A 26,997-nucleotide genomic window follows, 5' to 3' on the forward strand; every position below is an offset into this window, starting at 1 on the left:
AATGACCTGCACTGATTTGCAAAACCCTTTAAAACTAGGCATGGTTGGCGGTGGTGAAGGAGCTTTCATCGGTGCTGTCCATCGCATTGCTGCACGTATTGACAACAGGTTCTCGCTCGTTGCGGGTGCATTGTCATCAAACCCTGATCGTGCCCTAAGATCAGGCCAATCTCTTGGTCTTGCAGAAGACCGCATTTATTCAGACTTTAAACAAATGGCAAAGATGGAAGCAGCGCGTGACGATGGTATTGATGCTGTCTCCATTGTTACGCCAAACCATATGCATGCGCCTGTCGCAAAAGCGTTTTTAGAAGCTGGCATTCACGTCATTTGCGACAAGCCTCTGACGGCGCAATTGGACGAAGCGCTTGAGCTGGAGCAAGTCGTCAAAAGCAGCGGCAAATTATTTGTGCTTACACATAATTACACCGGCTATCCGATGATGCGTCAGGCACGAGAAATGGTGCAAAACGGTGATCTTGGTGCCATTCGTGTAGTACAAGCTGAATACGCGCAGGATTGGCTCACCGAACCCGCTGATGATGATAATAAACAAGCGGCTTGGCGCACAGATCCGAAAATGGCTGGCGCGGGTGCAATTGGTGATATTGGTACCCATGCATATAATCTGGCTTGTTTTGTCTCAGGCCTTAAAGTTGAGCAATTGTCAGCTGAACTTTCGAGCTTTGTCGGCGCTCGTCTTGTAGATGATAACGCACATATTAATTTACGCTTTGAAAATGGTGCGCGTGGCAGCATTTGGGCGAGCCAAATTGCACCCGGCAACGAAAACAGCTTAAGACTGCGGGTTTATGGCGACAAAGGCGGCATTGAATGGTCGCAAGAAAATCCAAATAATTTATGGTTCACCCCGTTTGGAGAACCCAAAAGATTGATCACCCGCTCTGGCGCTGGTGCATCGGACTTAGCAAATCGTGTGAGCCGCACACCTGGCGGGCATCCTGAAGGTTACCTTGAAGGCTTCGCTACAATTTATACAGAAGCTGCCGATGCGATTTTAGCCCACAACAATAGCTCTGCTTTAGCTGCCGGCCATCATATCAACTCAATTGAAGAAGGCATGGCTGGCATGAGATTTATCGATGCCTGTCAGAGCTCCTCAAAAAATGATGCAGGTTGGGTCTCTCTCTAGTTTGATATGATATTTACCCTGAAGTTCTAAACTTCAGGGTAATAACCAAAACTTTTAAAGCTGGCCGATTTGCCATGTCCGTTCATATCAAACGCGACCATGCCAACAAACGCGCCAGTAAACGAGGAATGTTCACCCACACCACCTTCATCTGATATTACCGAGGCATCCATTTCAGGGCCGATGGGTTGCCATACCTGTTCACCGACCATGCGCCAAAAAAACTGCTGTACTTTCCGGTCAACTTCCACACGCAATTCGACCTCACCATCTGGAATAGCGACAGGCACTTCCAGTAGAAAATCAATTTCGCCCATCGGCCAGTTGCCAGGGCAAGATTGGATCACCAAACAGCGACCGAGCTCTTCATCAGCTGTGACCAGAAGTGCATGATATTTTGTTTGATTATAATAGGTCGTCAGACCAGCACCATGTTGATAAAGCTCAGGCGAGAAATCTGTAATTGTCGATGCAGAGTAACAATGATGTTCTTGACGCCGCGCGACCAAAGCTTGCTCAAACCAGCTGCCGATCATCTCACGACCAATTAACGTAAGACCGCTACTTTCGCTTTTAAAAATTCGGTCCGTTTCAGGTGTACGCAACCATTGAAATTCCTTCGGCAACGCTTGCCCGGTAAATTGATGCTCAACAGCTTTTGGCGCATTGGGTTCTAAACCATTTAGCGCAATTTCTTCACGTGCCAATGAAGAACCATGTTCAAGATAAAGCCAGTCATCGTCTTTCCAAACACAGCGTTCTATCCCTGTTTCACGCCCCAGCGGACAAAATCGGCCTTCAAGCGGTCGCCCCATCAAAAATGTATGATAGAAATCACCATTTGGCGTATCAACATACTGGCCGTGCCCTGTACGTTGGATCGGATGATCAGAGGCATCTTTTGCCGTGATTAAATGTTTATCAGGGTGTGTTTCATAAGGCCCCTCAATGTGCCGTGAACGCGCCATCGTCACCGCATGCTGATAACCTGTTCCACCTTCCGCAACCGTTAAATAATAGTAACCATTGCGTTTGAAGATATGGGGTCCTTCTGTCAAACCAAGATCAGTCCCTGGATAGATATCGATGGCAGGGCCAAATAGACCTTTTTCTTCCGACCATTCCTGCAACAAAGTACCATTGAAGCGGTGATGCGCCTGATTAACACCTGTGCCCTTTGCACGATGGTTCCATTGCATGTTCACAAACCATTTTCGACCATCATCATCATGGAATAAAGACGGGTCAAATCCGGATGAATTTACAAAGATCCGCTCTGACCATTCGCCGTCAATCGTATCGCAAGATACAATATAATTGTGCGTATCTTTAGAGCTGCCCCATAAGCGTTTTACATCAGTATAAACCAACCAAAACTTCCCATCAGCGTGGCTTAAACACGGCGCCCAAATGCCGCCACTGTCTGGATTTCCACGCATGTCCAATTGGTCAGCTCGGTTGAGAGGACGTGAGACAAGTTCCCAATTAACAAGATCCTTACTATGATGGATTTGAACGCCGGGATACCATTCGAAAGTGGATGTTGCGATATAATAATCATCCCCCACCCGACAGATTGATGGATCTGGATTAAACCCCGGCAATATTGGATTTTTTATCATGACATCCTCCCTTTTTTTAACGATTAAAAAAATACATTAATTTGGAGAGAACACCAAGTCCTTTCAGTCAAAAAAGCCAAATAAATATGATTATTTGGATAAGTCTTTGATCTCCATATATTGAGCAATCGTATTGATTTCTTGCATCCAACTATTCACAAGCCCGAGCGATGATGGCGCAGCTGATACACCAGGCGCAATTTCATTTTTCAAAACAGAATTTACCGCAAGGGCAACTGTGATAGAAACGAGTTGCGCCATGGCTGATCCTTGTTCGTTCCCATGCGCATCCAAGGAATACGTCTTGTGATAAACCGTTTCACCATTTAAGTTTTCAGCCTGCAAAGACACACAAAGCACAACGCGGTCAGGTTCATTTTCATCATAGGAATGTTGGGCTAAAAGATCATCGGAGATCTGCTTTAATCGCGCATCCCCCTCAGTACCCGTCAAAGTCTCGATCTCTTTAAACAAACCATCCCAAGCCTGCGCCCAACCGTTAAGTCGTAAGGTTCCGCGCACAAACTGTTTGACCTTCCAATCAGCATCAAATTTATAATCTTCGATGAAAGGCAAACTGTCTCTGTTTGGATAAACCTCAAACTCTTCATCTTTGGCGAGCGGTGCTTTAAAGGTAGAAATCGCATCCCAAGGGCGCGCCACATCATAAGGCTTGAAGTCCTTTATGGATTTGGATGGAGACCGCAGCGCTTTTAGAACGCCCAACGGCGACCAACTAAACTTATACCGAAAGTCATTTGCAAACTTCGGCACGCCACCACAATAAGACACAAAGCTCAATTCGTTATCCGCATTGTAGGTATCAGATTTACGATAATCATCGACCAACCAATGCGCCATCAGGTGATCAATCCCTGGATCAAGCCCAACCTCATTGACAAAGCACAAGCCTTTTTCACGCGCTGTGGAACTTAAATCCCGCATCTCTGGAGAGATATAAGAAGACGACACAAAATGCGCGTTGTTGGCAATACACTTCACCGCAATTGGCACATGCCAGTCACCCGGCAACATGGAAACTGCAAGGTCCCCTTCCCCTAAAGCATTGCCCAACGTATCAATATCAAAGGCACGAATATCAGCATCTAGTCCAGCGAGTGCAGCTTGCGCCGTTGCAACGGTTCTATTCCAAACCACAACATTGTGACCTTCTGAGATCAGTTTTTTCAAACCTGGAATGGATGAAAGGCCAGTACCAACCCAATGTATTGTCGTCATGATATCGCCCTTTTAAAGTTCTGATGTGTGTTGTTTGAAAGACTCATATGCACCTGCCCAAACACCTTGATCCATATTATCAAGTTTAAGCAGATACGGAAGCAATTGCTCAGCATAATCCTGACTACTTTCAACAGGAAGCATAGAAGGTAAATTATCAATTGCCATCACATCAAGATAATTCGGTGCTGACTGAACCCGAATGATGGGATCCGCAAAAGTAGTTGAACGATCATAAACAGGCACCGGATTATAAGGACTATTTGGATCACATGAGACATCGGCAATCACACGAAGTTGCCGATCCTTAGCAACAGCAGATTTTGGCACAAATACCGGGACATTTGGAGACGCTAAAATGCAGTTCACAAAGATTGTATGCTCTAAAATTTCAGGAAACGGACCACCATGTGCCGTTTCAGCCATATCCCATTCGCTCACATCCAAACCAAGAGATTTAGCTAGTTCTAAAGCCCCACTACCGACGCGGCCCTTCGCACCAATAATGATAACATTGGGCTTTGTGGCGCCGTCATTCAGAACAGTTTGGCAACCTTCTTCAAGTTCAGCGATCAGATCATCTTTATCGCCATAAACCCCGACTTTACCAAGCTTTTGATCATTTTGCTGAGAAAGCCAGGCCATCATACCGACAGCAGCTCCTGCAAAACCTGCCCAATATCCAAATGCAGCAATTCGGCGCTTGTTTTCATCCAATAAATATTCAAGATCATAAAGTGCACCGCCGCCACGCTTAAATCTCGATAACAGTGCCGGACCTTCCGCCTGCCCTTTATAGGCATGGCCAAACATGATGTGGCGATGAGCTAGGTCAGGGCCATCCTCATCTAGTTCTTTTAACCCAAATATAATCGCATCAGATGGCGCATTAACCCAGGAATGAGCTGCTGCAATAGCGCAACCGGTCTCTTCATATTGCGAAATATCGATTGCGCGCGAAGGACTTTCTTCAACCGTTACCCTATGTCCCGCTTCCATAAGTTTGCTTACACCCTGAGGTATAACACCCACCCGTTGTTCAAATTCTCTTTGTTCGGATCGAACCCAAATATGCGCCATATTACCCTCTTAGAATTGGACTATTTGGTCCCATATATAAAATCCACCGTCAACCAATTTTCTGGTATGCAAGCGCTTTCATTTGTGCCACAAATAGCGAAATCCCTCCTAAAATAACACGCAAATCACTTTGCTGATGTCTAAAGGCCAATCCAATGCCAAAAATACACTTTGAAAAACCTTTTACACAACAAGAATCAATCCCAGAAACCGCGATTGCCGAGGCAGTAAAAGTACTGCAATCAGGAAGGTTACACAGGTATAATCTTGTTCCTGACGAGAATGGTGAAGCCAACCAGTTGGAAGTTGAATATGCTGAATACCAAGGTTCAAAATATTGCCTTGCGACTACTTCAGGTGGGACGGCTATGCAAATCGCATTGCGTGCTGTTGGAACCAAACCCGGCGACAAGGTGTTAACAAACGCCTTTACGCTCGCTCCGGTCCCAGGCGCTGTTGCCGCGATTGGTGGTGAGCCAATATTTGTTGAAACAACAGACGAGCTGACAATAGACCTTCAAGACTTGGAGACAAAATTTAAAGAAACCGGCGCAAAAGTTTTGCTTTTGTCACATATGCGCGGCCATATCGCCCCAATGGAAGCACTTTGTGCCATCGCCAAACAGCACGGCGCGGTGATCATTGAAGATTGTGCACATACTATGGGCGCAGAATGGAATGGGATTAAAAGCGGTAATTTTGGCGTTATCGGTTGTTTCAGCACACAAACATACAAGCATATGAATTCTGGTGAAGGTGGGTTCTTAACCACCGATGATCCAGACCTCATGGCAAAGGCAACGATCCTGTCAGGATCATATATGCTTTATGAAAAGCATCTCGCCAGACCAGACATGTCAGATTACGCTGATGCAAGATATGAAATGCCGAATTGTTCATCTCGTATGGATAATTTGCGCGCAGCAATTTTAAGACCACAACTTGCTCAACTCGATCATAATATTGATCGATGGAACTCAAGATATCAGGTGCTAGAACAAGCATTTAAAAACACCGGTGGACTGAACATTCGTGAACGTCCTCAAAGTGAGAAATATGTTGGCTCTTCCATTCAATTTTTAATCCCTGATTGGCCGCAGGAAAAAATTTCTCTGTTTGTTAAAAACTGCTTCGATCGCGGGGTTGAATTAAAATGGTTCGGTGATGCAAATCCGGTTGGCTTCACCTCGCGATATGATAGTTGGACCTATGCGCCAAAACAATCATTGGCACAAACCATTGAAATTTTGAAACGCATCATGGATATGCGTATTCCGCTCAGTTTTTCAGAGGAAGATTGTGCAGTCATTGGAACCATCATCGATGAAGAATTCACCGCGCTAAATGACTAATAACGGCGCGAATAATTCACCAGACAATGTGAAATTAGCGATCTCTGCGATCATCTTCGCAGTGTTTTCACTCTCATTGGGTGATGCGATTATAAAATCGATCAGTGTCAGCTTTCCGTTATGGCAGCTTTATGTGCTTCGATCTGTCATTGCTATTCCGCTTCTGCTGATCTTTATCAAATGGCGTCATTCAGATTTGACACTGATACCAAAAGCTATCGGCTGGGTTCTGTTACGCAGTTTCTTTATGGCTGCCATGCTTGCAACATACTATATCGCGCTACCGCATTTGCAGCTTTCGGTCGCCGCAGCCGCTTATAACACATTACCGCTTTTCATTATTTTGTTGTCTGCAATTGTTCTAAGACAAAAAATCCAACCTATCGGATGGTTCGCAATTGGCTTGGGATTTGTGGGGGTTTTGTTTTTACTACGTCCAACGATTGACGGATTTAATCTTTACGCACTGCTCCCGCTATTCGGTGCTGTGCTCCACGCAAGCGCTATGCTTTTGACGCGCACAAAATGCAAGAATGAAAACCCATTAGTGCTCACATTGTTTATCAACTACATGTTCATCGCAATTGGCGGACTTGTGACACTGAGCTTACTATCATTAAATTTGCCACAAGATATCGTTGAGCTAAATTCATTTTTACTAAGCGGGTGGGTGAAGGTAGGCACACTTGAAATTGTTGCTCTGGTCATTTTAGCAAGCACAATTTTATTGGGTAATATATTTGGCGCCATAGGTTATCAAATCGCCTCACCGCATATCGTGGCACCATTTGATTATTTCTATCTGATTTTCAGTGTCCTTTGGGGCATTTTGTTTTTTGCCGAATTCCCGAACACGACAACGATTATTGGTATGATTTTGATTACTTCAGCAGGCATCATTACCATAAGGCAAAAGTCGTAACGAGAAGACCTGTGACCTTCTGCCTATTGCAAAATTAATGGTAAATTCTTACGTTTAAAACCAACATCGGGAGTTTATTTCTCCTTTCAATTTAGCAAATGCAAACGGGTGACCACTATGAAAAAGTTAAAAACATCTTCAAAAGATATGGTTGCTGCAGCACGTGCAAAAATTGAGGAAATTGAAACAGCTGATCTGATAAATATGGTGGATGATGATAACGTTGTCATCGTTGATATTAGAGACATTCGCGAGCGCCAACGAACAGGATACATCCCCGGAAGCTTTCACGCTCCACGCGGGATGATCGAATTTTGGGTCGACCCGGATAGTCCATATTTTAAAGACGTGTTTGGCCAAGACAAAAAATATGTCTTCCACTGTGCATCGGGTTGGCGCTCAGCAATTACTGTTGCAACATTAAATGATATGGGCTTTGAAGCATCGCACTTAAAAGAAGGCTTCTCCACTTGGGCGGACAAAGGTGGCCCTGTAGGAACTGATAAATCATAACGCGGTTATCGCATTACGAAGTCAGCATTTCTTGCAGCATGTAATATGATTTTTTCGGTGTGCGCTCCTGTGTGTCGAAATCAACATGAACAATGCCAAACCGTTCATCATAACCAAAGGCCCATTCAAAATTATCAAGCAGCGACCAGGCAAAATATCCTTGAACATTGACGCCATTTTCAATGGCAGATTTTACAGCCCCCAAATGCAGCTGGAAGAATTCACAGCGAAGATCGTCTTCAACTTTGCCGTCGGATACATGGTCATGCAATGCCATGCCGTTTTCGGTTACAAAAATTGGAATATCCTTGGAATATTCAGTCGAAATTCGATTTAAGAAAAATTCCAAACCTTCAGGGTAAATTTCCCATCCCATAGAGGTCTTCGGAAGATTGCCCTTATGGGATTTAGCAAACGGGAATACGCCCGTGCCATCATCAGAAATGAAATTGCGGGTGTAATAATTAAGCCCTAACCAATCAATTGGCTTGGAAATGACCTCAAGATCCTCCTGCCATCCATCAGGCATGTGCGGGGCAAAATACTCCATCACATTCTCAGGATATTGCCCTTTGAAAATTGCGTCTGCAAACCAACGGTTATAAATTCCATCAAACAAATCGCGCGCGCGAATATCTTCTTCTTTATCGCTATCAATTGCGCCAAATTCCATATTTAGCACAATGCCAGCATTCGTGTCGGTCTCATTGCGAATAGCTTCCATCCCAAGCCCGTGGGCTAAAAGGATATTATGCATGGATTTAACGCCTGCTTCGAGCGAAGTTAAACCAGGTGCATGATGTCCCAAAAAGTGGGAAAGCCATGCCACACACCAAGGCTCATTAATCGTTGCAATAGAGGCTAGTCGATCACCAAATCGATTGGCCATAATAGCAGAAAAGTCCGCAAAATATTTAGCAGTATCACCAGATTGCCAACCGCCCTTTTGCGACAAAGTTAGCGGCAACTCCCAATGGTACAGCGTAAGGTGCGGCTCTAACCCGCGATCCAAGCAACCATCGATTACTTTGTCATAAAAATCCAAACCCACCGGCAGTGCTTTGCCCTTTCCTTCAGGCTGAATGCGTGGCCACGCCGTTGAAAAACGATAAGCAGACATGCCAGCATTTTTAATGAGGTCTAGATCTTCAGCCCATTTTTCAAAATGCGCACAAGCAATATCCCCATTTGACTTGTTAACCGTGCCACCACGTTTGGCAAATTCATCCCAATGAGATGGTCCGCATGTGCCAAGCTTCGTCCCTTCAATTTGGTAAGACGCGGTCGCTGCACCAAATATAAAATCGTTCGGGAATTCCTGACGCGAAATGCGCTGTTCACTCATTTAAGGTCCCCTCCATGCTGCCGTTTAACAAAGAACACTGACCTGAGCGTTCCGATGCTTGATCAAAAAATGTAATCGATTACATATACAATTACAAATGCGCTATTGGCAAGTGATTTCTTACAAAACCACGTTCAATATTGTGTAAAGCAAGCCAGATTAAATAGTTACGAGGTAAGGCACATCAAAGAAATGCTCTTCGAGATTATTGCCTTCCCCAATGCGATCAACGATGAGGAATTTAGATGCGCTGTTGAATGGCGTAAGTACACCATGCCAGACATTGCGGTGATAATTCACGCCTTGCCCACCCTGAGATAAAAACACAACAGGCTGTTTCGGTGTTCCATTGTCATCTTCCGCAACAATGACCAGAAATGGTTGTTGCTCAAGCGGGATAAACGCCTGACTGCCAAGCGGATGCCGCTCAACCATTTTCAGTGTCAGCGGAACTTCATAGGGGCGTCCATAACCAAGACTAATTCCAGTATTTGCCCCCTCTCCAATGACATCTGAAATGGCAAGGCCGTGATACCGATCACAGAAACCATTATTAATGGCAAAGTTTGGGTTGCGATCAAAATCAATCACATCACCAAAGGGTGCAAAAAGCTTCGATGTAAGCGCTGTCGCTTTAATCTCAATCATCTCTAAAAGCTCAATTTGGCGTGGCGATTTACATCCTTATAAAGCAAGTATCTAAATTTGCCGGGACCGCCAGCATAACATGCCTGCGGGCAAAATGCGCGTAGCCACATGAAGTCACCAGCTTCCACCTCAACCCAATCCTGATTGAGGCGATAAACCGCTTTGCCTTCCAAAACGTATAATCCGTGTTCCATAACATGAGTTTCGGCAAAAGGGATCACAGCGCCCGGTTCAAAGGTCACCACATTAACATGCATATCATGGCGCAGATCATCTGAATCGACAAATCGCGTTGTCGCCCAAGCACCGTCGGTATCGGGCATGGGCGTTGGCGCAACATCCTTATCGCTCGTGATGACCACATCGGGATAATCGATGCCTTCAACCTTCTCATATTTTTTGCGTATCCAATGAAAGATTGCAGGATCCCCTGTATGATTTCTCACCGTCCATGTGGCAGTTGGCGGAATATAGGCAAATCCCCCTCACCCAAAACATGCAATTCACCATTAATGGTTAGGGTTAAATTACCGCTAACAACAAAAACAACTCCTTCTGCCTCAGGATCGGGCTCTGGTTTTTCACTCCCGCCACCTTCGGACACTTCGACAATGTATTGCGAGAATGTTTCAGCAAAACCAGATAATGGTCTTGCAATAATCCATGCGCGCGTTTTATCCCAAAACGGCAATTTGCTCGTCACAATATCCTGCATAGTGCCATGCGGGATCACTGCGTAAGCATCGGTAAACACTGCTCGGCCGGTTAAAAGCTCTGATTGCGGAGACAAACCACCTTTTGGCGTGGCGTAGGATTTAGAACTCATAATCGTCTTTCTTATGCGCTTGGTAAAATATCGTTCAAACGCAATCTTGCTATGCGCTCGACTTGTTTGCATGCTGTTTTAAATTCTTGATCTTTGTTGTTCTCAATACGTTTTTTAAACGCTTCAAGAATTTGCGCCTTGGTATTGTCTTTCACAGCAATGATGAATGGAAAACCAAATTTTGATGTGTATTGATCATTCAAATCCGTAAATGTCGCGCGTTCCTCATCCGTTAATGCATCAAGACCTGCGCTTGCTTGCTCCTGGGTAGATTCAGCCGTCAATTGTTTTGCAGCTGCAAGTTTGCCAGCCAAATCAGGGTGCGCATTCAAAACGCCAAGTTTCGCGTCATCAGAAGCTGTTCTAAATTGGTAGACCAATGCTGCGTGTAACCCACACGCGGTATCATTTGCTGGTGCAAGTTCGTCATCAAATGCGCGCTCGGCAATCCATGGAGAAAGCTCAAAGATACCGCCATATGCACGGATAAAGTCGTCTTTATTCATCTCGCAAGGACGCGGATTTTGTAATAGTTCAGCATGATGTTCACGCCAATGCCGCGCAATATCGATACGGCGTGCGCACCAAACACGTTCATGCGATTGTACATAGTCCAAGAAGCGCTCTAAAGCAGCGGCGCGACCCGGACGCCCAACCAGGCGACAATGCAATCCAATATTCATCATTTTTGGGCTACCAGCTAACCCTTCTGCATAAAGAACATCAAACGTGTCTTTCAAATATGCATAAAACTGATCACCAGAATTAAACCCTTGCGGTGTCGCAAAGCGCATATCATTGCAGTCCAATGTATAGGGAATAATCAGCTGCTGATGGCCATCATGATCATACCAATAAGGCAAATCATCTGCATAAGTATCAGAGACATATTCAAAGCCGCCCTCTTCGCAAATCAGATCAACCGTATTGACCGAACAGCGACCTGTATACCAACCTAATGGGCGTTCACCTGTGACCGCCGCATGCATATCAATCGCGGTTTGGATGTCATCGCGTTCAGCATCTTTATCAAAGTCTTTATATTCAATCCACTTCAAGCCATGAGAAGCGATTTCCCAATTAGCGGATTGCATAGCTTCAACTTGTGCTGGCGAACGCTTTAATGCTGTTGCCACACCATAGACGGTCACGGGGATATCTCGCGATGTGAACATTCGGTGCAGTCGCCAAAAACCCGCGCGAGCACCGTATTCATAAATCGATTCCATGTTCCAATGGCGTTGACCTGGCCAAGCTGCAGCCCCCACAATTTCGGATAAAAACGCTTCAGACGCCGCATCCCCATGCAGAACGTTATTCTCACCGCCCTCTTCATAATTGACCACAAATTGCACAGCGATGGCTGCATTATCAGGCCAAACGCTTTCAGGTGTGTTTGCCCCACAACCTTGCATATCTCTTGGGTATCTATTTTGCACTATAAACTCCGAATTTAGCAACTTACTTTATCTTCAAACACTGCGAACACTATCAGAATTTTTTTGAAGAATTTTCGCATATAATTTTATCAAGCACCGCCATCCACCAATTGCTTTTTCAATTCTTTAGACATGAAATCAATAAACAGACGGATTTTGGGATCCTGAAGTCTCTTATGTGGATAGACACACGAAAACGGCAGACTAATCGGTGGCGTTTCTTTCACAACCTCAATCAATTCACCGCTTTGCAGATATTGTTTCACCTCAAAAACCGGCTTATTGATAATGCCACAACCTGAAAGCGCCCAATCGGTGAGAACATCACCATCATCTGATTCAAGCGGACTGACAAATTCATAACGCTCAATCTGATCGCCGGTCTTCAGGCTCCAGAAAAATTCCGTCAATCCGGGATATCGCAGCAAGAGGCATCTATGATTGTATATAAACAAATCTCCGGCTTTTTCAGGCATCCCATGGTTTTTGATATATTCAGGCGATGCACACAAAACACGATCGAAATCATAGATCGGTAAAACCCGTAATTCTGAATCAATCAAGCGCCCGAGCACGAAGGCCGCATCCAAGCCCTCATTCGTAATATCTACTTTGCGATCCGACAAACGCAAGCGTACATTAATATCAGGATAAATCTCCTGAAAATTCGGGATCATTGGTGCGATCAACTTTTTCCCAATACCCAAAGGTGCGGACACAAAAATAGTCCCCTTGGGCTTGGCGGTAATCTCAGAAACACTTCCCTCAACCTCACTAATTGTATCAAGGATTTTCACCGCACCTTTGTAAAACAATTCGCCTTGTTGTGTGGGCGTCAAATTGCGCGTTGTTCGGTTAAACAATCGTGCACCCAAATGTTTTTCAAGCTCCGATATACGGCTACTCGACACAGCGGGAGAAATCCGTAGATCACGGCCAGCTGCGGACATGGAACCAAGTTCATAAACTCTGACAAACGTTTTTAGGTTGTTGACATAAGACATGAGGTAAACATAGCATTATCATTATTTTTTTGAAAGTCCTAGAATTTTATTGATATTCAAACACCTTAAAATGGGTGTCAAAATAATGTTTAATAAGTGTATGCATGCTTGATAGAGGGGTCTAAACGTGTACGAATTTGCAATAAGCATGGAATGGGTTTCATTTGCTGCTCGATGGTTCCATGTCATTACCGCAATAGCCTGGATTGGCTCTTCGTTCTACTTTATCGCGCTCGATCTCGGGCTGCATAAACACGACAATCTTCCAAAAGGTGCCGCAGGTGATGAATGGCAGGTGCATGGTGGTGGTTTTTATCACATTCAAAAATATATGATCGCACCAGAAAAAATGCCAGAAAACCTGGTTTGGTTTAAATGGGAAGCCTATAGCACCTGGCTATCGGGCTTCGTATTGCTTGCCTTGGTCTACTATCTCGGCGCCGAACTTTATCTTGTGGATCCCAATGTTTTAGATATCACCCCCACAACAGGCATTTTAATTTCATTGGCATCAATCGGCTTTGGTTGGATCGTTTATGATCTGCTCTGCAAATCACCTATTGGAAACAACAATACAAGATTGATGATCCTGCTCTATTTTGTGCTTGTTGCCATGGCATGGGGATATACACAAATCTTTACAGGACGCGCTGCATTTTTGCATTTGGGCGCGTTTACCGGCACCATCATGTCGGCCAATGTTTTCTTCATCATTATCCCAAATCAGAAGAAAGTTGTTGCGGATCTATTGGCAGGAAAAAGTCCTGACCCTGCGCTTGGCATGCAAGCAAAACAACGTTCCACGCACAACAATTACCTTACGCTTCCTGTTATATTCCTGATGCTATCAAACCATGCGCCTTTAGCATTTGCCACAGAATTTAACTGGATTATCGCGTCGCTGGTATTTCTAATGGGCGTTACCATTCGCCATTATTTTAACACCAAACATGCACGCAAAGGCGATCCGATTTGGACATGGTTGGTAACAGTTATTTTGTTCATCATCATTATGTGGCTATCGAGCGTTCCAAAGGTGCTGGTGGGTGAAGATGAAAGCGCAAAGCTGACAAATTACGAACAGCAATTCGTCTCAGCCACACATTTCGAACAGGTTCGCGATACGGTTCTTGGACGATGTTCAATGTGCCATGCCAGCGAACCAGTGTGGGATGGTATTATTGCAGCACCAAAAGGTGTTTTACTTGAAACCGACTCACAAATCGCAAAAAATGCCAAAGCAATCTATTTACAGTCCGGCCGAAGTCACGCCATGCCGCCAGCGAATATCACTTTTATGGAAGAGAGCGAACGAAAAGCCGTTGTTCAGTGGTACAATGAAGTGATTGCAGGCAAATCGTAAAACACCGCTGCGTCACTTGTGAATAGAGCTTGAATTACACAACTTTAAAGATAGCATAAACGTTATGCCAATCAGGAGAATCAGAACCCAATGAGCGCTGCCAATAATGACCAAGGTCGTTTAACGACACATGTTCTTGATACTGCAAACGGAACTCCGGCTGCGAATATGCAGATTGATCTTTACAAGATTGATAATAATTCAAAAGAACTGCTTCTAACCATTCATACAAACCACGATGGTCGCGCTAACTCTCCGTTAATGGAAGGTAATGGTTTTCAAGAAGGCGTTTATGAATTGGTCTTCCATGCCGGTAAATATTTCGCTCGAGGTGAAGAGATAAGCTTCTTAGATGAAGTTCCCATCCGCTTCGGCATCAACAATGCCGATGAGCATTACCACGTGCCGCTACTTGTTTCCCCTTTCAGCTTTTCAACATATCGAGGCAGCTAAATTGGCAGAGACCAAAGATCACATAAACTTTGTGCTCAATGATGAAGCAATCAGCCTGTCAGACCTTCCATCTGGCCTGACGCTGCTTGATTATATTCGCCTTAACAAAAGCCTTAAAGGCACCAAGGAAGGTTGCGCTGAGGGCGATTGCGGCGCATGCACGGTCTTAGTGGGCAGGCTAACAGATAATGGTCTCAGCTATGAAACCGTCAATTCTTGCATCCGCTTTATGGGTTCGCTAAATGCCTGCCACATTGTGACTGTGGAGCACCTCACAGGTAAAAATGGTGAATTACATCCCGTTCAGCAGGCAATGGTCAATCAGCATGGCAGCCAATGCGGATTTTGCACGCCTGGATTTGTCATGTCGCTTTACGCATTATGGATGACAACGCCAAACCCAACCAACATGCAGATCGAACGCGCATTACAGGGCAATTTATGTCGCTGCACGGGTTATGAACCCATTATTAAAACTGCAATTGAGGTATCAAATAGCGCTGATCCCGTTCATGATAAGCTCAATGTTGAACGCGCAGATATGATCAAACGACTCTCAAAGATGCGCGATATTCAACGAATTGAAATACGCCACAAAGAAGATCTCGTGATCATTCCAAAAGATGTAGCGGATCTGAAATCAGCACGTGCAGAATATCCAAACTCTACGATTGTTGCTGGATCTACAGATGTCGGACTTTGGGTGACCAAACATATGCACGACATCTCGCCCACGATCTTTATCAATCACCTAAGTGAGCTGCATCAGATCGACGTTCAAACCGATGGCATTCAAATCGGTGCATGTGTGTCCTATACCGATATGCAATCCATAATTTCCAAGCACTTCCCGCAAATGGAGGTATTTTGGAACAGAATTGGTGGTGAGCAAGTGCGCAATATGGGCACAGTTGGCGGCAACATTGCCAATGGCTCACCAATTGGCGACACTCCTCCTGCGCTCATCGCATTGGGTGCATCTGTTACCTTGTCGTCCGAAAATGGCCATAGAACATTACCGCTCAAAGACTTCTTTATCGAATATGGCAAGCAAGATCGAACAAAGGGTGACTTTGTTGAAAGTGTATTTATTCCTTTTGTTAGATCCGAAGAACTCTTCACCGTTTACAAAATCTCAAAGCGCCGGGATGAAGATATCTCAGCCCTTTGTTGTGCTATTAAAATGACCATTGAAAATGACAAGATATCTCATGTCAGCATCGCCTTTGGTGGCATGGCGGGAACACCGATGCATGCTATTGAAACTGAGAAATTGCTTGAAGGCCAACCCTGGTCACTTGAGACCATTCGAAATGCAAAAACTGGTATTGATCGCGATTTCTCACCACTCACGGATTGGCGGGCCTCCAAAGAATATCGCGCTCTTGCAGCGAAAAACCTTCTTGAACGTTTCTATATTGAAATAACGGATGGTGTGTCCGCGTCTCAACTTGATCGCAACGCGATTTGCGAGGCTGCGGAATGACCAACGCAACCAATATAAAGGGCGGTGTTCATCAAGCACAAAAACACGATTCAGCCCATAAACATGTTTCAGGCCAAGCTGAATATATCGATGATATTAACGAGCCAAGCGGATTATTGCATGCTTATTTGGGCCTATCCGAAATTGCCAACGGTAAAATCATCTCCATGGATTTCTCTGCAGTGGAAGCAGATGGTGATGTTATTGGCGTTCTAACGGCAACTGATATCAAAGGGGAAAATGATATTAGCCCCACGGGCAAAAAAGATGATCCCGTCTTTGCCGAAAAGATTGAATTTCACGGACAGCCTATTTTTGCCGTTGTGGCTAAAACGCGAGATGCCGCTCGCCGTGCGTCAAAACTTGCTAAAATCGAATATGAAACCACTTCGCATATCACTGATGTTGCCGATGCTATTGCGCAAGATTATCCGCTTGTAACAGAACCTCTGACCCTCAAACGTGGCGATGCGTCAAAGGCATTGGAAACTGCACAAAATCGCATCAGTGGCCAAATGCGAATTGGCGGACAGGATCACTTTTATCTCGAAGGTCATATCGCAATGGCGATCCCCGGAGAAGATGATGATGTCTTGGTCTATTCCTCCACACAACATCCGAGCGAAGTTCAGCACATGGTGGGCCATGTGTTAGACATCCCCTCTCATGCCATCACCGTGAATGTGCGTAGAATGGGAGGAGGATTTGGTGGCAAAGAAACGCAATCCAACCTCTTTGCAGCGGTTGCTGCACTAGCCGCTAAAAAGTATAATCAAGCTGTAAAAATTCGCCCTGATCGCGATGATGATATGATCGCGACCGGCAAACGCCATGACTTCCTTGTCGATTATGATGTGGGCTTTGAGAAAGATGGTAAAATCACAGCACTTGATGCAACTTTTGCTGCACGCTGCGGAAATTCAGCCGATCTGTCTGGACCCGTCACGGATCGCGCATTGTTCCATGCGGATAACTGTTATTATTTCCCCGATGTCACATTAAAGTCCAAGCCCTATAAAACCAATACGGTTTCTAACACTGCGTTTCGCGGGTTCGGTGGACCTCAAGGCATGTTGGGTGGTGAACGGGTAATCGAAGAAATCGCTTATGCATTGGGCAAAGACCCGCTTGCGATCAGAAAGGCAAATTTCTACGGCGAAACCATCCGTAATATCACGCCTTATCATCAAGAAATAAATGATAACATTATTGGCCAAATTGTTGAGCAACTCGAAACATCGAGCGATTATCAAGCGCGACGAAACGCCATTATTGAGTTTAACAACAACAAAGGCATTATCCGCAAGGGCATTGCACTAACCCCGGTCAAATTTGGCATCTCCTTTACAGCTACTTGGTACAATCAGGCAGGTGCTTTGGTGCATATTTATAATGATGGCTCGATCCACCTTAATCATGGTGGCACCGAGATGGGCCAAGGCCTGAACACAAAAGTTGCGCAAGTTTTAGCTGATGAATTTCAGGTGGATTTAGAACGGATCAAAATCACCGCGACCAACACAGGCAAAGTGCCAAACACATCCGCAACGGCTGCATCTTCTGGTTCGGATCTTAACGGTATGGCAGCTGCAAATGCGGCCCATCAAATCAAAGAACGATTGATCAAATTCGCCTGTGAAACGCATAATGTCAGCGAAGATGAAATTGCTTTCGTCACCAACGAAGTGCAGATCGGCAATAAGAAAATCAGCTTCGATGAATTCATTCATTCAGCCTATATGGCGCGCGTACAATTATCCGCGGCTGGTTTTTATAAGACCCCGGATATTCATTGGGATCGCGAAGCAGGTAAAGGTCGCCCGTTTTACTATTTCGCTTATGGCGCATCCGTATCAGAAGTCAGCATCGATACGCTGACCGGCGAATATCAAATTGATCGCGCTGATATTTTACATGACGTTGGCAAATCGCTTAACCCAGCAATCGATATCGGCCAAATCGAAGGCGGATTTGTACAAGGCATGGGATGGCTCACTACCGAAGAACTTTGGTGGGACGATGCTGGGCGTTTAAGAACCCATGCGCCATCAACATATAAAATCCCGCTCGCATCTGACCGTCCGCGGATTTTCAATGTCTCCCTTGCCGATTGGTCCGAAAACCGCGAAATGACAATCCGTCGTTCCAAAGCCGTTGGTGAACCTCCATTCATGCTCGCAAATTCTGTCCTTGAAGCACTCTCGATGGCTGTTGCTTCTGAACAAGATTACAAGATCTGCCCACGATTAGATGCACCAGCCACGCCCGAGCGAGTATTGCTCGCTGTTGAAAAACTGAAAGGCGGGTAAATTGTATTTAGAACGCCATGATATCGAAAAATTTTTAGCTGATAATGCGCCTGTTGCAGGTGTCAAAATCACGCAAATCAAAGGATCAACACCGCGCAATCAAGACGCATGGATGCTGGTCGCACCTTCCTCAATTTTTCGAACAATTGGCGGTGGACAGCTCGAAAGCATCGCGATTGAAAAAGCCCGAAATCTGTTACAATCAGGTTCTGAAGACAAACTCGAACTCAATGTTCCCCTCGGCCCAGAAATTGGCCAATGTTGCGGCGGACATGTTTCCATCTCGATCGAACGGCTTGACGATAGTGATCGCGATACTTATCGCAAAATGCTCAAAGCAGAATTCAACGAGCAACCACATATCTACATTTTTGGCGCAGGTCATGTCGGCAAAGCATTGGCTGAAGCATGTGCGCTGCTGCCCTATAAACCAATCCTCATTGATAGCCGTGAAGACGAATTATCCGGTGCACCACAAGGCATTGAAACCCACCTGACTTCCCTTCCCGAAGCTATTGTTAGAGCCGCCAAACCAGAAAGCGCATTCGTTGTGCTCACACATGATCATGCACTTGATTTCATGATCGTGGAAGCAGCACTGGCACGGAGCGATACAGCCTATATCGGCATGATTGGCTCAAAAACCAAGCGCGCGTCATTTAACAGTTGGTACAAACAAGAGACTGGCCAGTCTCAAAATTTGGATAGGCTGACGTGCCCAATCGGTGGAAAAGCTATAGATAGTAATTCCCTTGGTGATAAACGCCCAGAGATCATCGCAGCGCTTGCTCTCTCAGAAATCATAATTCAAATAGACAAAGCCAAACATGGTGATGCTGACTATTCTGCATCAACTTCACACTTTGGGGTAAACATATGACAGAACACTCGAACTATCGCATCGAGCTTGATGCGATCACCAAGTCATTCCCTGGTGTATTGGCCAATGACCGCGTTAGTTTTGCTATCAAGCCCGGTGAAATCCATGCGCTTTTGGGCGAAAATGGCGCAGGCAAATCAACACTTGTAAAAATGATTTACGGCATCATGCAGCCCGATGAAGGTGAAATACGCTGGGAAGGTGAAGTAATTAAAGTCGCCAATCCTAAAGCCGCCCGCAAGCTTGGCGTCGGTATGGTTTTTCAGCATTTCTCGCTCTTTGAAGCCATGACCGTTTTAGAAAATATTGCGCTTGGCATGGATGCAAAGATTTCGCAGAACCTGCTCGAAGATAAAATTCGCGAAGTCATGGATGTGTATGGGCTCAAACTTGATCCGCATCGCATTGTTAGCACCTTGAGTGTGGGGGAACGCCAACGCATTGAAATTGTGCGGGCATTGCTGTTAAATCCGCGATTGCTGATCATGGATGAACCAACATCCGTGCTGACCCCGCAAGAAGTGGCTCAACTTTTTGAAACCTTGCGAAAGCTATCAGCAACGGGATGCTCAATTTTATACATCTCTCACAAACTCCACGAGATTAAAGAGCTTTGTGATCAGGCTACGATTTTGCGTGGCGGCAAAGTTGTCGGTCATTGCGATCCGAAGCAAGAAACTTCGAAAAGTATGGCCGAGATGATGATTGGCGGCGATCTCAAGCAAATTGAAAAAGAGGTCAAAACCGAGTTTGGCGAACCTCGTTTTGTGGTCAAAAATCTCAGCCAAGAGGGTGAAGGCGACTTCGGTGTTGCATTATCTGATATCAGTTTCACAGTTCGCGCAGGAGAAATATTTGGGATTGCTGGTGTTGCCGGCAACGGCCAAAACGAGCTTTTGATGGCTTTGAGCGGAGAAACGCCGTCTCTCAACGCCGAGACCATAAAGCTCGATGGCAAATCAGTCGCCGATCAAAATATTCTCCAGCGGCGCAAGCATGGACTATGTGCTGTACCAGAAGAGCGTAACGGCCATGCTGCCGTGGTCGATTTCTCTCTGTCAGACAATGCCATCCTCACAGCCAGAGATCGCATGAACCTCTCCAATAAAGGCATTATCAAGCATGCTGATGCGCGCAAATATACGAAGTATGTTATTTCCACATTTGGCGTAAAAACCACAGGCGACGCTTCACCAGCAGGGTCATTATCCGGGGGAAATCTACAAAAATTCGTGGTGGGTCGAGAGATCATGCAGAAACCTGATGTGCTGCTGATATCCCAACCAACATGGGGTGTGGACGCGGGCGCGGCTGCAGCTATTCACCAAGCAATTGTTGATCTGGCGGCAAACGGCTCAGCAATCATTGTCATTTCACAAGACCTCGATGAATTGCTCGCAATTTGCGATGAAATGGCCGTCATCAACGAGGGTAAATTATCAAAAACTCTGAAAGTTGGTGAAGCATCGGTAGATGAGATAGGCCTGCTGATGGGTGGTGTCCATGGCGAACCAAGTACAAGTCAGGACCAGGTGGAGAATGCCCATGCTCATTGAGTTGGAAAAACGTAAAGAGCCAAGTCAGGCGATGCTCTATCTAACGCCAGTTATTGCCGTACTGGCGACCATGCTTGTTGGTGGCATCCTCTTCTCGCTAATAGGACATAATGGTTTTGCAGCGGTGCGCGAGATTTTCATCACGCCGCTCATTGATACCCATAAATGGCAGGATTTGGGAATCAAAGCCGCGCCTTTGATACTAATTGCAGTTGGTCTTTCCATCGGTTTTCGCGCAAATGTCTGGAATATTGGCGCTGAAGGGCAGTATATTGTCGGTGGATTAGCTGGCACGGGCGTCGCCCTCCTCACATGGGAACTTGAAGGCTGGTGGATCTTACCGCTTATGTGTATCGCGGGAGTAATCGGTGGCGGGCTTTACGCAGCGATCCCTGCATTTTTAAAAACCAAACTTAACGTCAATGAAATCTTGTCCAGTTTGATGCTGACTTATGCGTCCATTCAGCTTTTGTACTATCTGATGCGTGGCCCGTGGAAAGACCCTGAAGGATTTAACTTCCCGCAAACAAGACTTTTCAACGATTCTCAAATCCTGCCCGAAATCATCCCCGGAACGATTGTGCATCTGGGTGTGCCATTGGCGTTCATCATCGCAATTATCGCATGGTTTGTGATGAGCAAATCAATCTTCGGATTTCAAATTCGCGTTGTAGGTTCAGCGCCGGCCGCCGCGCGCTACGGTGGATTTAGCGCCAGACGTACGATCTGGGCAGCCATGCTTATTGGCGGTGGTTTTGCAGGTTTGGCTGGCATATTCGAAGCCGCTGGCCCGTTCCAGCAGATGGTTCCGCAATTCCCAACAGGATACGGTTTTACTGCAATCATTGTCGCTTTCTTGGGCCGCTTACACCCTATCGGAATAATCTTAGGTGGGTTGGTGCTCGCTGTCTCCTATGTGGGTGGTGAAATTGCGCAAACATCCTTGGGTCTGCCAAATGCGGCTGCAGGTATCTTCCAAGCCATGATGCTGTTCTTCCTACTCGCAACCGATATCTTGGTGAAATATCGTCTCAAGTTGAACACGGCTAAACAGGCAGGAGATGCATCATGAATGATACAATCATCATTTCAATCATCATGACAGTTGTTGGCGCGTCGACGCCCATCCTTCTCGCGGCACTTGGCGAACTCGTTGTTGAAAAAAGCGGTGTGCTTAATCTTGGCATCGAAGGCATGATGCTAATCGGCGCTGTGGTTGGATTTGCCGTAACGCTGACAACGGGATTTCACTTGCTTGGAATTGTCGTCGCAATGCTCGCCTCAACATTATCGGCCATGTTGTTTGCCTATCTCACCTTAACGCTCACCGCCAATCAGGTGGCGACTGGTCTGGCGCTCACCATATTTGGCATCGGGATTTCCTCGCTGATGGGTGAACCTTATGTGGGCAAAACCATAGAAATCTTCAGCTCATGGTTTCCAGCATCTCTTGCCGAACATCCGCAGCTGCGCGTGATTTTCGGCTATAGCCCATTGGTTTACGTATCTTTGGCTCTAACTATTGGTGTGAGCTATTTCCTGAAAAAGACACGTGCTGGGCTAATTCTACGTGCTGTGGGAGAATCAGATCTATCTGCGCACTCCATCGGCTATTCCGTTATTGGCGTGCGTTATGCAGCTGTTGCATTTGGCGGTGCAATGGCGGGCCTTGCAGGCTGTTATTTCTCGCTTGTGCTTATTCCACTTTGGTCAGAGGAACTAACCGCGGGGCGCGGCTGGATCGCATTGGCGCTAGTGGTGTTTGCCGCTTGGAAACCATCGCGTTTGCTGCTTGGTGCTTATTTGTTTGGCGCCATCATGACATTGGAGTTACATGCAAAAGCAGCTGGGTTCTCATTTATTGCACCCGAACTACTTGCGGCAATGCCGTACCTTGCTACAATCGTAGTGCTCGCGCTTATATCACTACGCAAATCATCCGGTTTAGCCGCACCAGCATGCTTGGCAAAACCGTTTAAACCATCAACATAATGATAACGATGAATGGAGAGACATCATGAAACTTATTTCGAGACGTAACGTCCTTAAGTCCGCCGCGGCGGCAAGTACATTACCTCTACTTGGAAAATCAGCTTTTGCTATGGATCCGGTAAAGGTTGCGTTTGTTTACCTTGGACCAATTGGTGACCACGGCTGGACATATGCGCATGAGCAAGGCCGTCAGGCAGCCATTGCAAAATTCGGCGACGCAATTTCAACAACAATCGTTGAAAATGTAGCCGAAGGTCCAGATTCTGAGCGTGTTATTCGCCGTCTTGCAGAAGAAGGTAACGATCTTATCTTCACATGTTCATTCGGTTACATGAACCCAACGCTTAAAGTTGCTAAGCGCTTCAAGGATGTGAAATTTGAGCATGCAACAGGCTATAAACGTGCACCAAATATGGCAACATATAATGCACGCTTCCACGAAGGCCGTGCAATTTGCGGCACCATCGCTGGTCACATGTCTGAATCAGGCACAGCTGGTTACATTGCGTCTTTCCCAATTCCAGAAGTGGTGATGGGCATTAACGCATTCACGCTAGCTGCGCAAAAGGTCAACCCAGACTTTAAAACCAATGTCCTTTGGGTAAACAGCTGGTATGATCCGCCAAAAGAAGCGGATGCAGCCACTGCATTGATCGACCAAGGCGCTGACATCATCACACAGCACACTGACAGCCCTGCAGCCCTTCGCGTATGTGAAGAACGCGATCTTTTGGCCTTCGGTCAAAGCTGGGACATGACATCATTTGCTCCAAAAGCGCATTTGACTGCGATCATGGATATTTGGGGTCCTTACTATATCGACCGTATTCAAAAGGTTATGGACAAGAAATGGGAAAGCGCTGACACTTGGTGGGGCTTTAAAGAAGGCATCGTTGCCCTTGCGCCATACAATGAGCGGATTCCTGCAGATGTTGTTGCAGAAGCTGAAGCCATCAGAGAAGGCATCATTGACGGATCATATGATGTATTTACTGGTCCAATTAAAGATCAGTCCGGCACTGTTCGTCTCGCAGAAGGCAGACTAACAGACGGTGATCTTCTATCCATGGATTGGTACGTTGAAGGCGTCCAAAGCTAATTTGGTTTTATAATATCAAGCCATTCGCGATTAAAATCGCGGATGGCATCTATCGAGTTCTGGAAGGCATAGAATGAGTGTTTTAATCTTACGCGGGCGTATTCTAAGTTTTATCTCAGAACCTCAATCACTCGATGATGATGATTGCTATATTTACATCGAAGATGGTGCCCTCGCCTTATTGGATGGATTGATCATCGCACGTGGCGAATTTTCAAATATTTCCAAGAAATACCCAGACGCAGACATTAATGATCATCGTCCGCACCTTATCCTACCCGGTTTTATCGATACACATGTTCATTTCCCGCAAATGCAGGTTATCGGTTCCTTTGGTGCCAAACTGTTGGATTGGCTCAACACTTACACATTTGTTGAAGAGCAAAAATTTGCTGATCCCCAACATTGTGAACGCATAGCGAAGATATTCTTTGATACATCGCTGCGCCATGGCACGACAACAGCAGTGACCTATTGCTCGGTTCATAAATCATCAGCTGATGCGTTTTTTAAAGAGGCGAAAAACCGAAATCTCCGCATGATCGGTGGCAAGGTCATGATGGATCGAAATGCACCCGAAGCTTTACGCGACACGCCGCAATCTGGCTATGATGACACCAAAGCACTGATTGCAGATTGGCATGATGTTGATCGTTTAAGCTATGCTATCTCACCACGATTTGCGATCACATCAACACCCACTCAGCTTGAGATGTCACAAGCGCTGATGCATGAGCATCCTGATTGTTATATGCAAACGCATTTGTCCGAAAACTTAGACGAAATCGAGTTCGCCAAGCAGCTTTATCAATCTGCCAGAGACTATCTTGAGATCTATGACATGTACGATCTCTTGGGCGATAAAAGCCTGTTCGGCCATTGTATCCATCTCTCAGAGCGCGAGAAGGCATCCATGGCTGAAACCGGATCAATTGCTGTTTTTTGCCCGACATCAAACCTGTTTTTGGGCAGCGGCTTATTTGATTTTGATGGCATGAGAGAAAAAGGCGTAAGAACCTCTGTTGCGACTGACACCGGAGGCGGCACAAGCTATTCAATGCTTAAAACCATGGATGAAGCTTATAAGATCCTGCAGTTACGCAACCAGATCCTCTCACCACTTCATTCCTTTTACATGATGACATTGGGCAATGCTAAAGCTCTAAGTCTAGCCGATAAAATCGGAACACTTGATGTGGGATCAGAAGCGGATGTTATTGTACTCAATGCAAGCCCAACACCCACAATGAAACTGCGTTATGAAACCGTGACGACGCTTTCAGAAGAGCTTTTCATGCTGCAAACAATGGGCGATGATCGAAGCATTGCGGCCGTTTATGTTGCGGGAAAAGCTTCACATCCTGATCTTTAGGATTTCTCTGAGAGTTTCTTTGCAAGTTGGTTTTGCTTCTCAATTAGCTTAGGAAGTTCAACGCTTGTCAACACACCGTCTCTAACGATCTGCTTTCCTTCAACGAAAAGATCACGCACGTCAAATGGACCACATAATACAAGCGCCGCAACAGGGTCCCATGATCCTGCCGCGGCAAGTCCGGAAACATCCCAAATTGCAATGTCAGCGCGTTTACCAATCTCAATAGAACCACAATCATCACGACCTAAAACTTGCGCACCACCCAATGTTGCAATTTCCAAAGCCTCACGTGCAGCCATTGCATCAGCACCATTTTGAACGCGTTGTAATAGCATCGCTTGTCGCGCTTCAGATAGAATATGCGCACAATCATTGGACGCTGAACCATCAACCCCCAAACCAACTTTAACGCCTTTGTCGCGCATTTTGCGCACAGGCGCTATCCCAGAACCCAAACGACAATTTGAACAAGGACAATGCGCGACGCCAGTTTTGGTGCGAGCGAATAGATCGATCTCGTTCGTATCGAGCTTTACACAATGAGCATGCCAAACATCATCGCCGACCCATCCTAAATCTTCCGCATACTGACCTGGGCGACAACCAAATTTTTCAAGACTATAAGCGATGTCTTCATCATTCTCAGCCAGATGAGTATGCAGCATGACTTTTTTGTCACGCGCTAACAAAGCTGATTCTCGCATTAGGTCGCGGCTAACAGAAAATGGTGAACAAGGGGCCAGACCAACGCGCACCATTGCCCCCGGATTTGGATCATGGAATTTATCCACAACGCGGATGCTGTCGTTTAAAATATCATCCTCTCGCTCAACCAAACTATCGGGCGGCAATCCCCCATCGCTCTCGCCAATACTCATTGAACCGCGGGTGGCGTGAAATCTCAAACCAATCTCTTGCGCAGCGCTGATTGTATCATCAAGCTTTGCACCATTTGGATAAAGATAAAGATGATCCGAGCTCATTGTACACCCGGACATGGCCAGCTCAGCCAAACCAAATTGTGCGGAAATATGAAATTCCTCTGGCCCAAATTTCGACCAAATCGGATAGAGCGTTTGGAGCCATCCAAACAACAACGCGTCTTGTCCATTTGGAACCGCTTTGGTCAAGCTTTGATATAAATGATGATGGGTATTTACAAGCCCAGGGGTTACAACACAATTTTGCGCATCAACTACCTGATCAGCATCGCCAGAAAGGTTGTGACCAATCGCCTCAATCACGCCATCGCGGACAAAAATATCCGCATCTTTTAGTTCTGCGCGATCCTGGTTCATCGTCACCAAGCATTTCGCATTTTTTATCAAAACCGTCGGCATT

22 protein-coding genes and 1 pseudogene are annotated in these 26,997 nt (G+C 45.8%); 14 read left to right on the top strand and 9 right to left on the bottom strand.

The features are described 5' to 3' along the window. Position 1 precedes the first annotated feature (1 nt). Complete coding sequence (locus tag ACZ1GZ_RS16345) at positions 2 to 1,153, top strand: Gfo/Idh/MocA family protein (protein ID WP_472665934.1); 1,152 nt, start codon at positions 2 to 4, stop codon at positions 1,151 to 1,153. Positions 1,154 to 1,179: 26 nt separating this feature from the next. Here ACZ1GZ_RS16345 and ACZ1GZ_RS16350 read toward each other — a convergent pair whose 3' ends face one another. The 3 genes from ACZ1GZ_RS16350 to ACZ1GZ_RS16360 all read right to left on the bottom strand — a co-directional run bounded on the left by ACZ1GZ_RS16350 (position 1,180) and on the right by ACZ1GZ_RS16360 (position 5,094). Next, positions 1,180 to 2,775: a glycoside hydrolase family 43 protein gene (locus tag ACZ1GZ_RS16350; RefSeq protein ID WP_472665935.1), complete on the bottom strand. Its 1,596-nt coding sequence runs from the start codon at positions 2,773 to 2,775 to the stop codon at positions 1,180 to 1,182. A 90-nt stretch (positions 2,776 to 2,865) separates the two neighbouring features. After that, positions 2,866 to 4,014, bottom strand: coding sequence for a saccharopine dehydrogenase C-terminal domain-containing protein (locus ACZ1GZ_RS16355; RefSeq protein ID WP_472665936.1), 1,149 nt, complete (start codon positions 4,012 to 4,014; stop codon positions 2,866 to 2,868). Positions 4,015 to 4,026: 12 nt separating this feature from the next. Next, positions 4,027 to 5,094, bottom strand: a complete 1,068-nt coding sequence (locus ACZ1GZ_RS16360; RefSeq protein WP_472665937.1) for a saccharopine dehydrogenase — start codon at positions 5,092 to 5,094, stop codon at positions 4,027 to 4,029. A gap of 155 nt (positions 5,095 to 5,249) precedes the next feature. On the opposite strand from ACZ1GZ_RS16360, the gene ACZ1GZ_RS16365 reads away from it, so the two are divergent. The 3 genes from ACZ1GZ_RS16365 to ACZ1GZ_RS16375 all read left to right on the top strand — a co-directional run bounded on the left by ACZ1GZ_RS16365 (position 5,250) and on the right by ACZ1GZ_RS16375 (position 7,881). Continuing rightward, positions 5,250 to 6,446, top strand: coding sequence for a DegT/DnrJ/EryC1/StrS family aminotransferase (locus tag ACZ1GZ_RS16365; RefSeq protein WP_472665938.1), 1,197 nt, complete (start codon positions 5,250 to 5,252; stop codon positions 6,444 to 6,446). Next, positions 6,439 to 7,368, top strand: coding sequence for a DMT family transporter (locus ACZ1GZ_RS16370; RefSeq protein WP_472665939.1), 930 nt, complete (start codon positions 6,439 to 6,441; stop codon positions 7,366 to 7,368). The genes ACZ1GZ_RS16365 and ACZ1GZ_RS16370 overlap by 8 nt, the downstream gene beginning before the upstream one ends. Positions 7,369 to 7,485: 117 nt before the next feature. After that, positions 7,486 to 7,881 carry a rhodanese-like domain-containing protein gene (locus ACZ1GZ_RS16375; RefSeq protein ID WP_472665940.1) on the top strand — a complete coding sequence of 132 codons (396 nt, stop codon included), beginning with the start codon at positions 7,486 to 7,488 and terminating at the stop codon, positions 7,879 to 7,881. 13 nt (positions 7,882 to 7,894) lie between these two features. Here ACZ1GZ_RS16375 and ACZ1GZ_RS16380 read toward each other — a convergent pair whose 3' ends face one another. From ACZ1GZ_RS16380 to ACZ1GZ_RS16400, 5 genes and pseudogenes are all read right to left on the bottom strand, one after another. After that, positions 7,895 to 9,226 carry a GH1 family beta-glucosidase gene (locus tag ACZ1GZ_RS16380; RefSeq protein ID WP_472665941.1) on the bottom strand — a complete coding sequence of 444 codons (1,332 nt, stop codon included), beginning with the start codon at positions 9,224 to 9,226 and terminating at the stop codon, positions 7,895 to 7,897. 159 nt (positions 9,227 to 9,385) lie between these two features. Continuing rightward, a complete protein-coding gene (locus ACZ1GZ_RS16385; protein ID WP_472665942.1) occupies positions 9,386 to 9,874 on the bottom strand; it encodes an ureidoglycolate lyase in 489 nt (162 codons plus the stop codon). Positions 9,875 to 9,876: 2 nt separating this feature from the next. Continuing rightward, positions 9,877 to 10,700 (bottom strand): annotated as a pseudogene (locus ACZ1GZ_RS16390) (bifunctional allantoicase/(S)-ureidoglycine aminohydrolase). 11 nt (positions 10,701 to 10,711) lie between these two features. Continuing rightward, positions 10,712 to 12,115 (bottom strand): allantoinase PuuE, encoded by a 1,404-nt coding sequence (puuE, locus tag ACZ1GZ_RS16395; RefSeq protein WP_472668337.1) that lies wholly within the window; start codon positions 12,113 to 12,115, stop codon positions 10,712 to 10,714. A 113-nt stretch (positions 12,116 to 12,228) separates the two neighbouring features. After that, on the bottom strand, positions 12,229 to 13,143 hold the full coding sequence (locus tag ACZ1GZ_RS16400; protein ID WP_472665943.1) for a LysR family transcriptional regulator: 915 nt from the start codon (positions 13,141 to 13,143) through the stop codon (positions 12,229 to 12,231). A 127-nt stretch (positions 13,144 to 13,270) separates the two neighbouring features. Between ACZ1GZ_RS16400 and ACZ1GZ_RS16405 the strand changes: the two genes are divergently transcribed. From ACZ1GZ_RS16405 to guaD, 10 genes are all read left to right on the top strand, one after another. Further along, positions 13,271 to 14,506, top strand: coding sequence for a urate hydroxylase PuuD (locus ACZ1GZ_RS16405; protein WP_472665944.1), 1,236 nt, complete (start codon positions 13,271 to 13,273; stop codon positions 14,504 to 14,506). A gap of 90 nt (positions 14,507 to 14,596) precedes the next feature. Next, a complete protein-coding gene (gene uraH, locus ACZ1GZ_RS16410; RefSeq protein ID WP_472665945.1) occupies positions 14,597 to 14,959 on the top strand; it encodes a hydroxyisourate hydrolase in 363 nt (120 codons plus the stop codon). 1 nt (position 14,960) lies between these two features. Next, positions 14,961 to 16,445 carry a xanthine dehydrogenase small subunit gene (gene xdhA / locus ACZ1GZ_RS16415; protein ID WP_472665946.1) on the top strand — a complete coding sequence of 495 codons (1,485 nt, stop codon included), beginning with the start codon at positions 14,961 to 14,963 and terminating at the stop codon, positions 16,443 to 16,445. Beyond that, a complete protein-coding gene (xdhB, locus tag ACZ1GZ_RS16420; RefSeq protein ID WP_472665947.1) occupies positions 16,442 to 18,754 on the top strand; it encodes a xanthine dehydrogenase molybdopterin binding subunit in 2,313 nt (770 codons plus the stop codon). The genes xdhA and xdhB overlap by 4 nt, the downstream gene beginning before the upstream one ends. 1 nt (position 18,755) lies before the next feature. After that, on the top strand, positions 18,756 to 19,634 hold the full coding sequence (gene xdhC, locus ACZ1GZ_RS16425) for a xanthine dehydrogenase accessory protein XdhC (RefSeq protein ID WP_472665948.1): 879 nt from the start codon (positions 18,756 to 18,758) through the stop codon (positions 19,632 to 19,634). Then, the gene (locus ACZ1GZ_RS16430; RefSeq protein WP_472665949.1) at positions 19,631 to 21,190 is read left to right on the top strand and encodes an ABC transporter ATP-binding protein; all 1,560 of its coding nucleotides are present in this window, start codon (positions 19,631 to 19,633) and stop codon (positions 21,188 to 21,190) included. Before xdhC ends, ACZ1GZ_RS16430 begins: the two co-directional genes overlap by 4 nt. After that, positions 21,180 to 22,262, top strand: coding sequence for an ABC transporter permease (locus ACZ1GZ_RS16435; protein ID WP_472665950.1), 1,083 nt, complete (start codon positions 21,180 to 21,182; stop codon positions 22,260 to 22,262). The genes ACZ1GZ_RS16430 and ACZ1GZ_RS16435 overlap by 11 nt, the downstream gene beginning before the upstream one ends. After that, positions 22,259 to 23,182 (top strand): ABC transporter permease, encoded by a 924-nt coding sequence (locus ACZ1GZ_RS16440; RefSeq protein WP_472665951.1) that lies wholly within the window; start codon positions 22,259 to 22,261, stop codon positions 23,180 to 23,182. Before ACZ1GZ_RS16435 ends, ACZ1GZ_RS16440 begins: the two co-directional genes overlap by 4 nt. Before the next feature lie 25 nt (positions 23,183 to 23,207). After that, entirely contained in the window at positions 23,208 to 24,281 is a 1,074-nt protein-coding gene (locus ACZ1GZ_RS16445; RefSeq protein WP_472665952.1) for a BMP family ABC transporter substrate-binding protein, read from the top strand. A gap of 73 nt (positions 24,282 to 24,354) precedes the next feature. Next, positions 24,355 to 25,653 (top strand): guanine deaminase, encoded by a 1,299-nt coding sequence (gene guaD / locus ACZ1GZ_RS16450; protein ID WP_472665953.1) that lies wholly within the window; start codon positions 24,355 to 24,357, stop codon positions 25,651 to 25,653. Here guaD and ACZ1GZ_RS16455 read toward each other — a convergent pair. After that, a complete protein-coding gene (locus tag ACZ1GZ_RS16455) occupies positions 25,650 to 26,996 on the bottom strand; it encodes an 8-oxoguanine deaminase (RefSeq protein ID WP_472668338.1) in 1,347 nt (448 codons plus the stop codon). The genes guaD and ACZ1GZ_RS16455 overlap by 4 nt on opposite strands. Between the last annotated feature and the right edge of the window lies 1 nt (position 26,997).

The sequence above is a fragment of the Lentilitoribacter sp. JB5-8 genome (assembly GCF_055693385.1).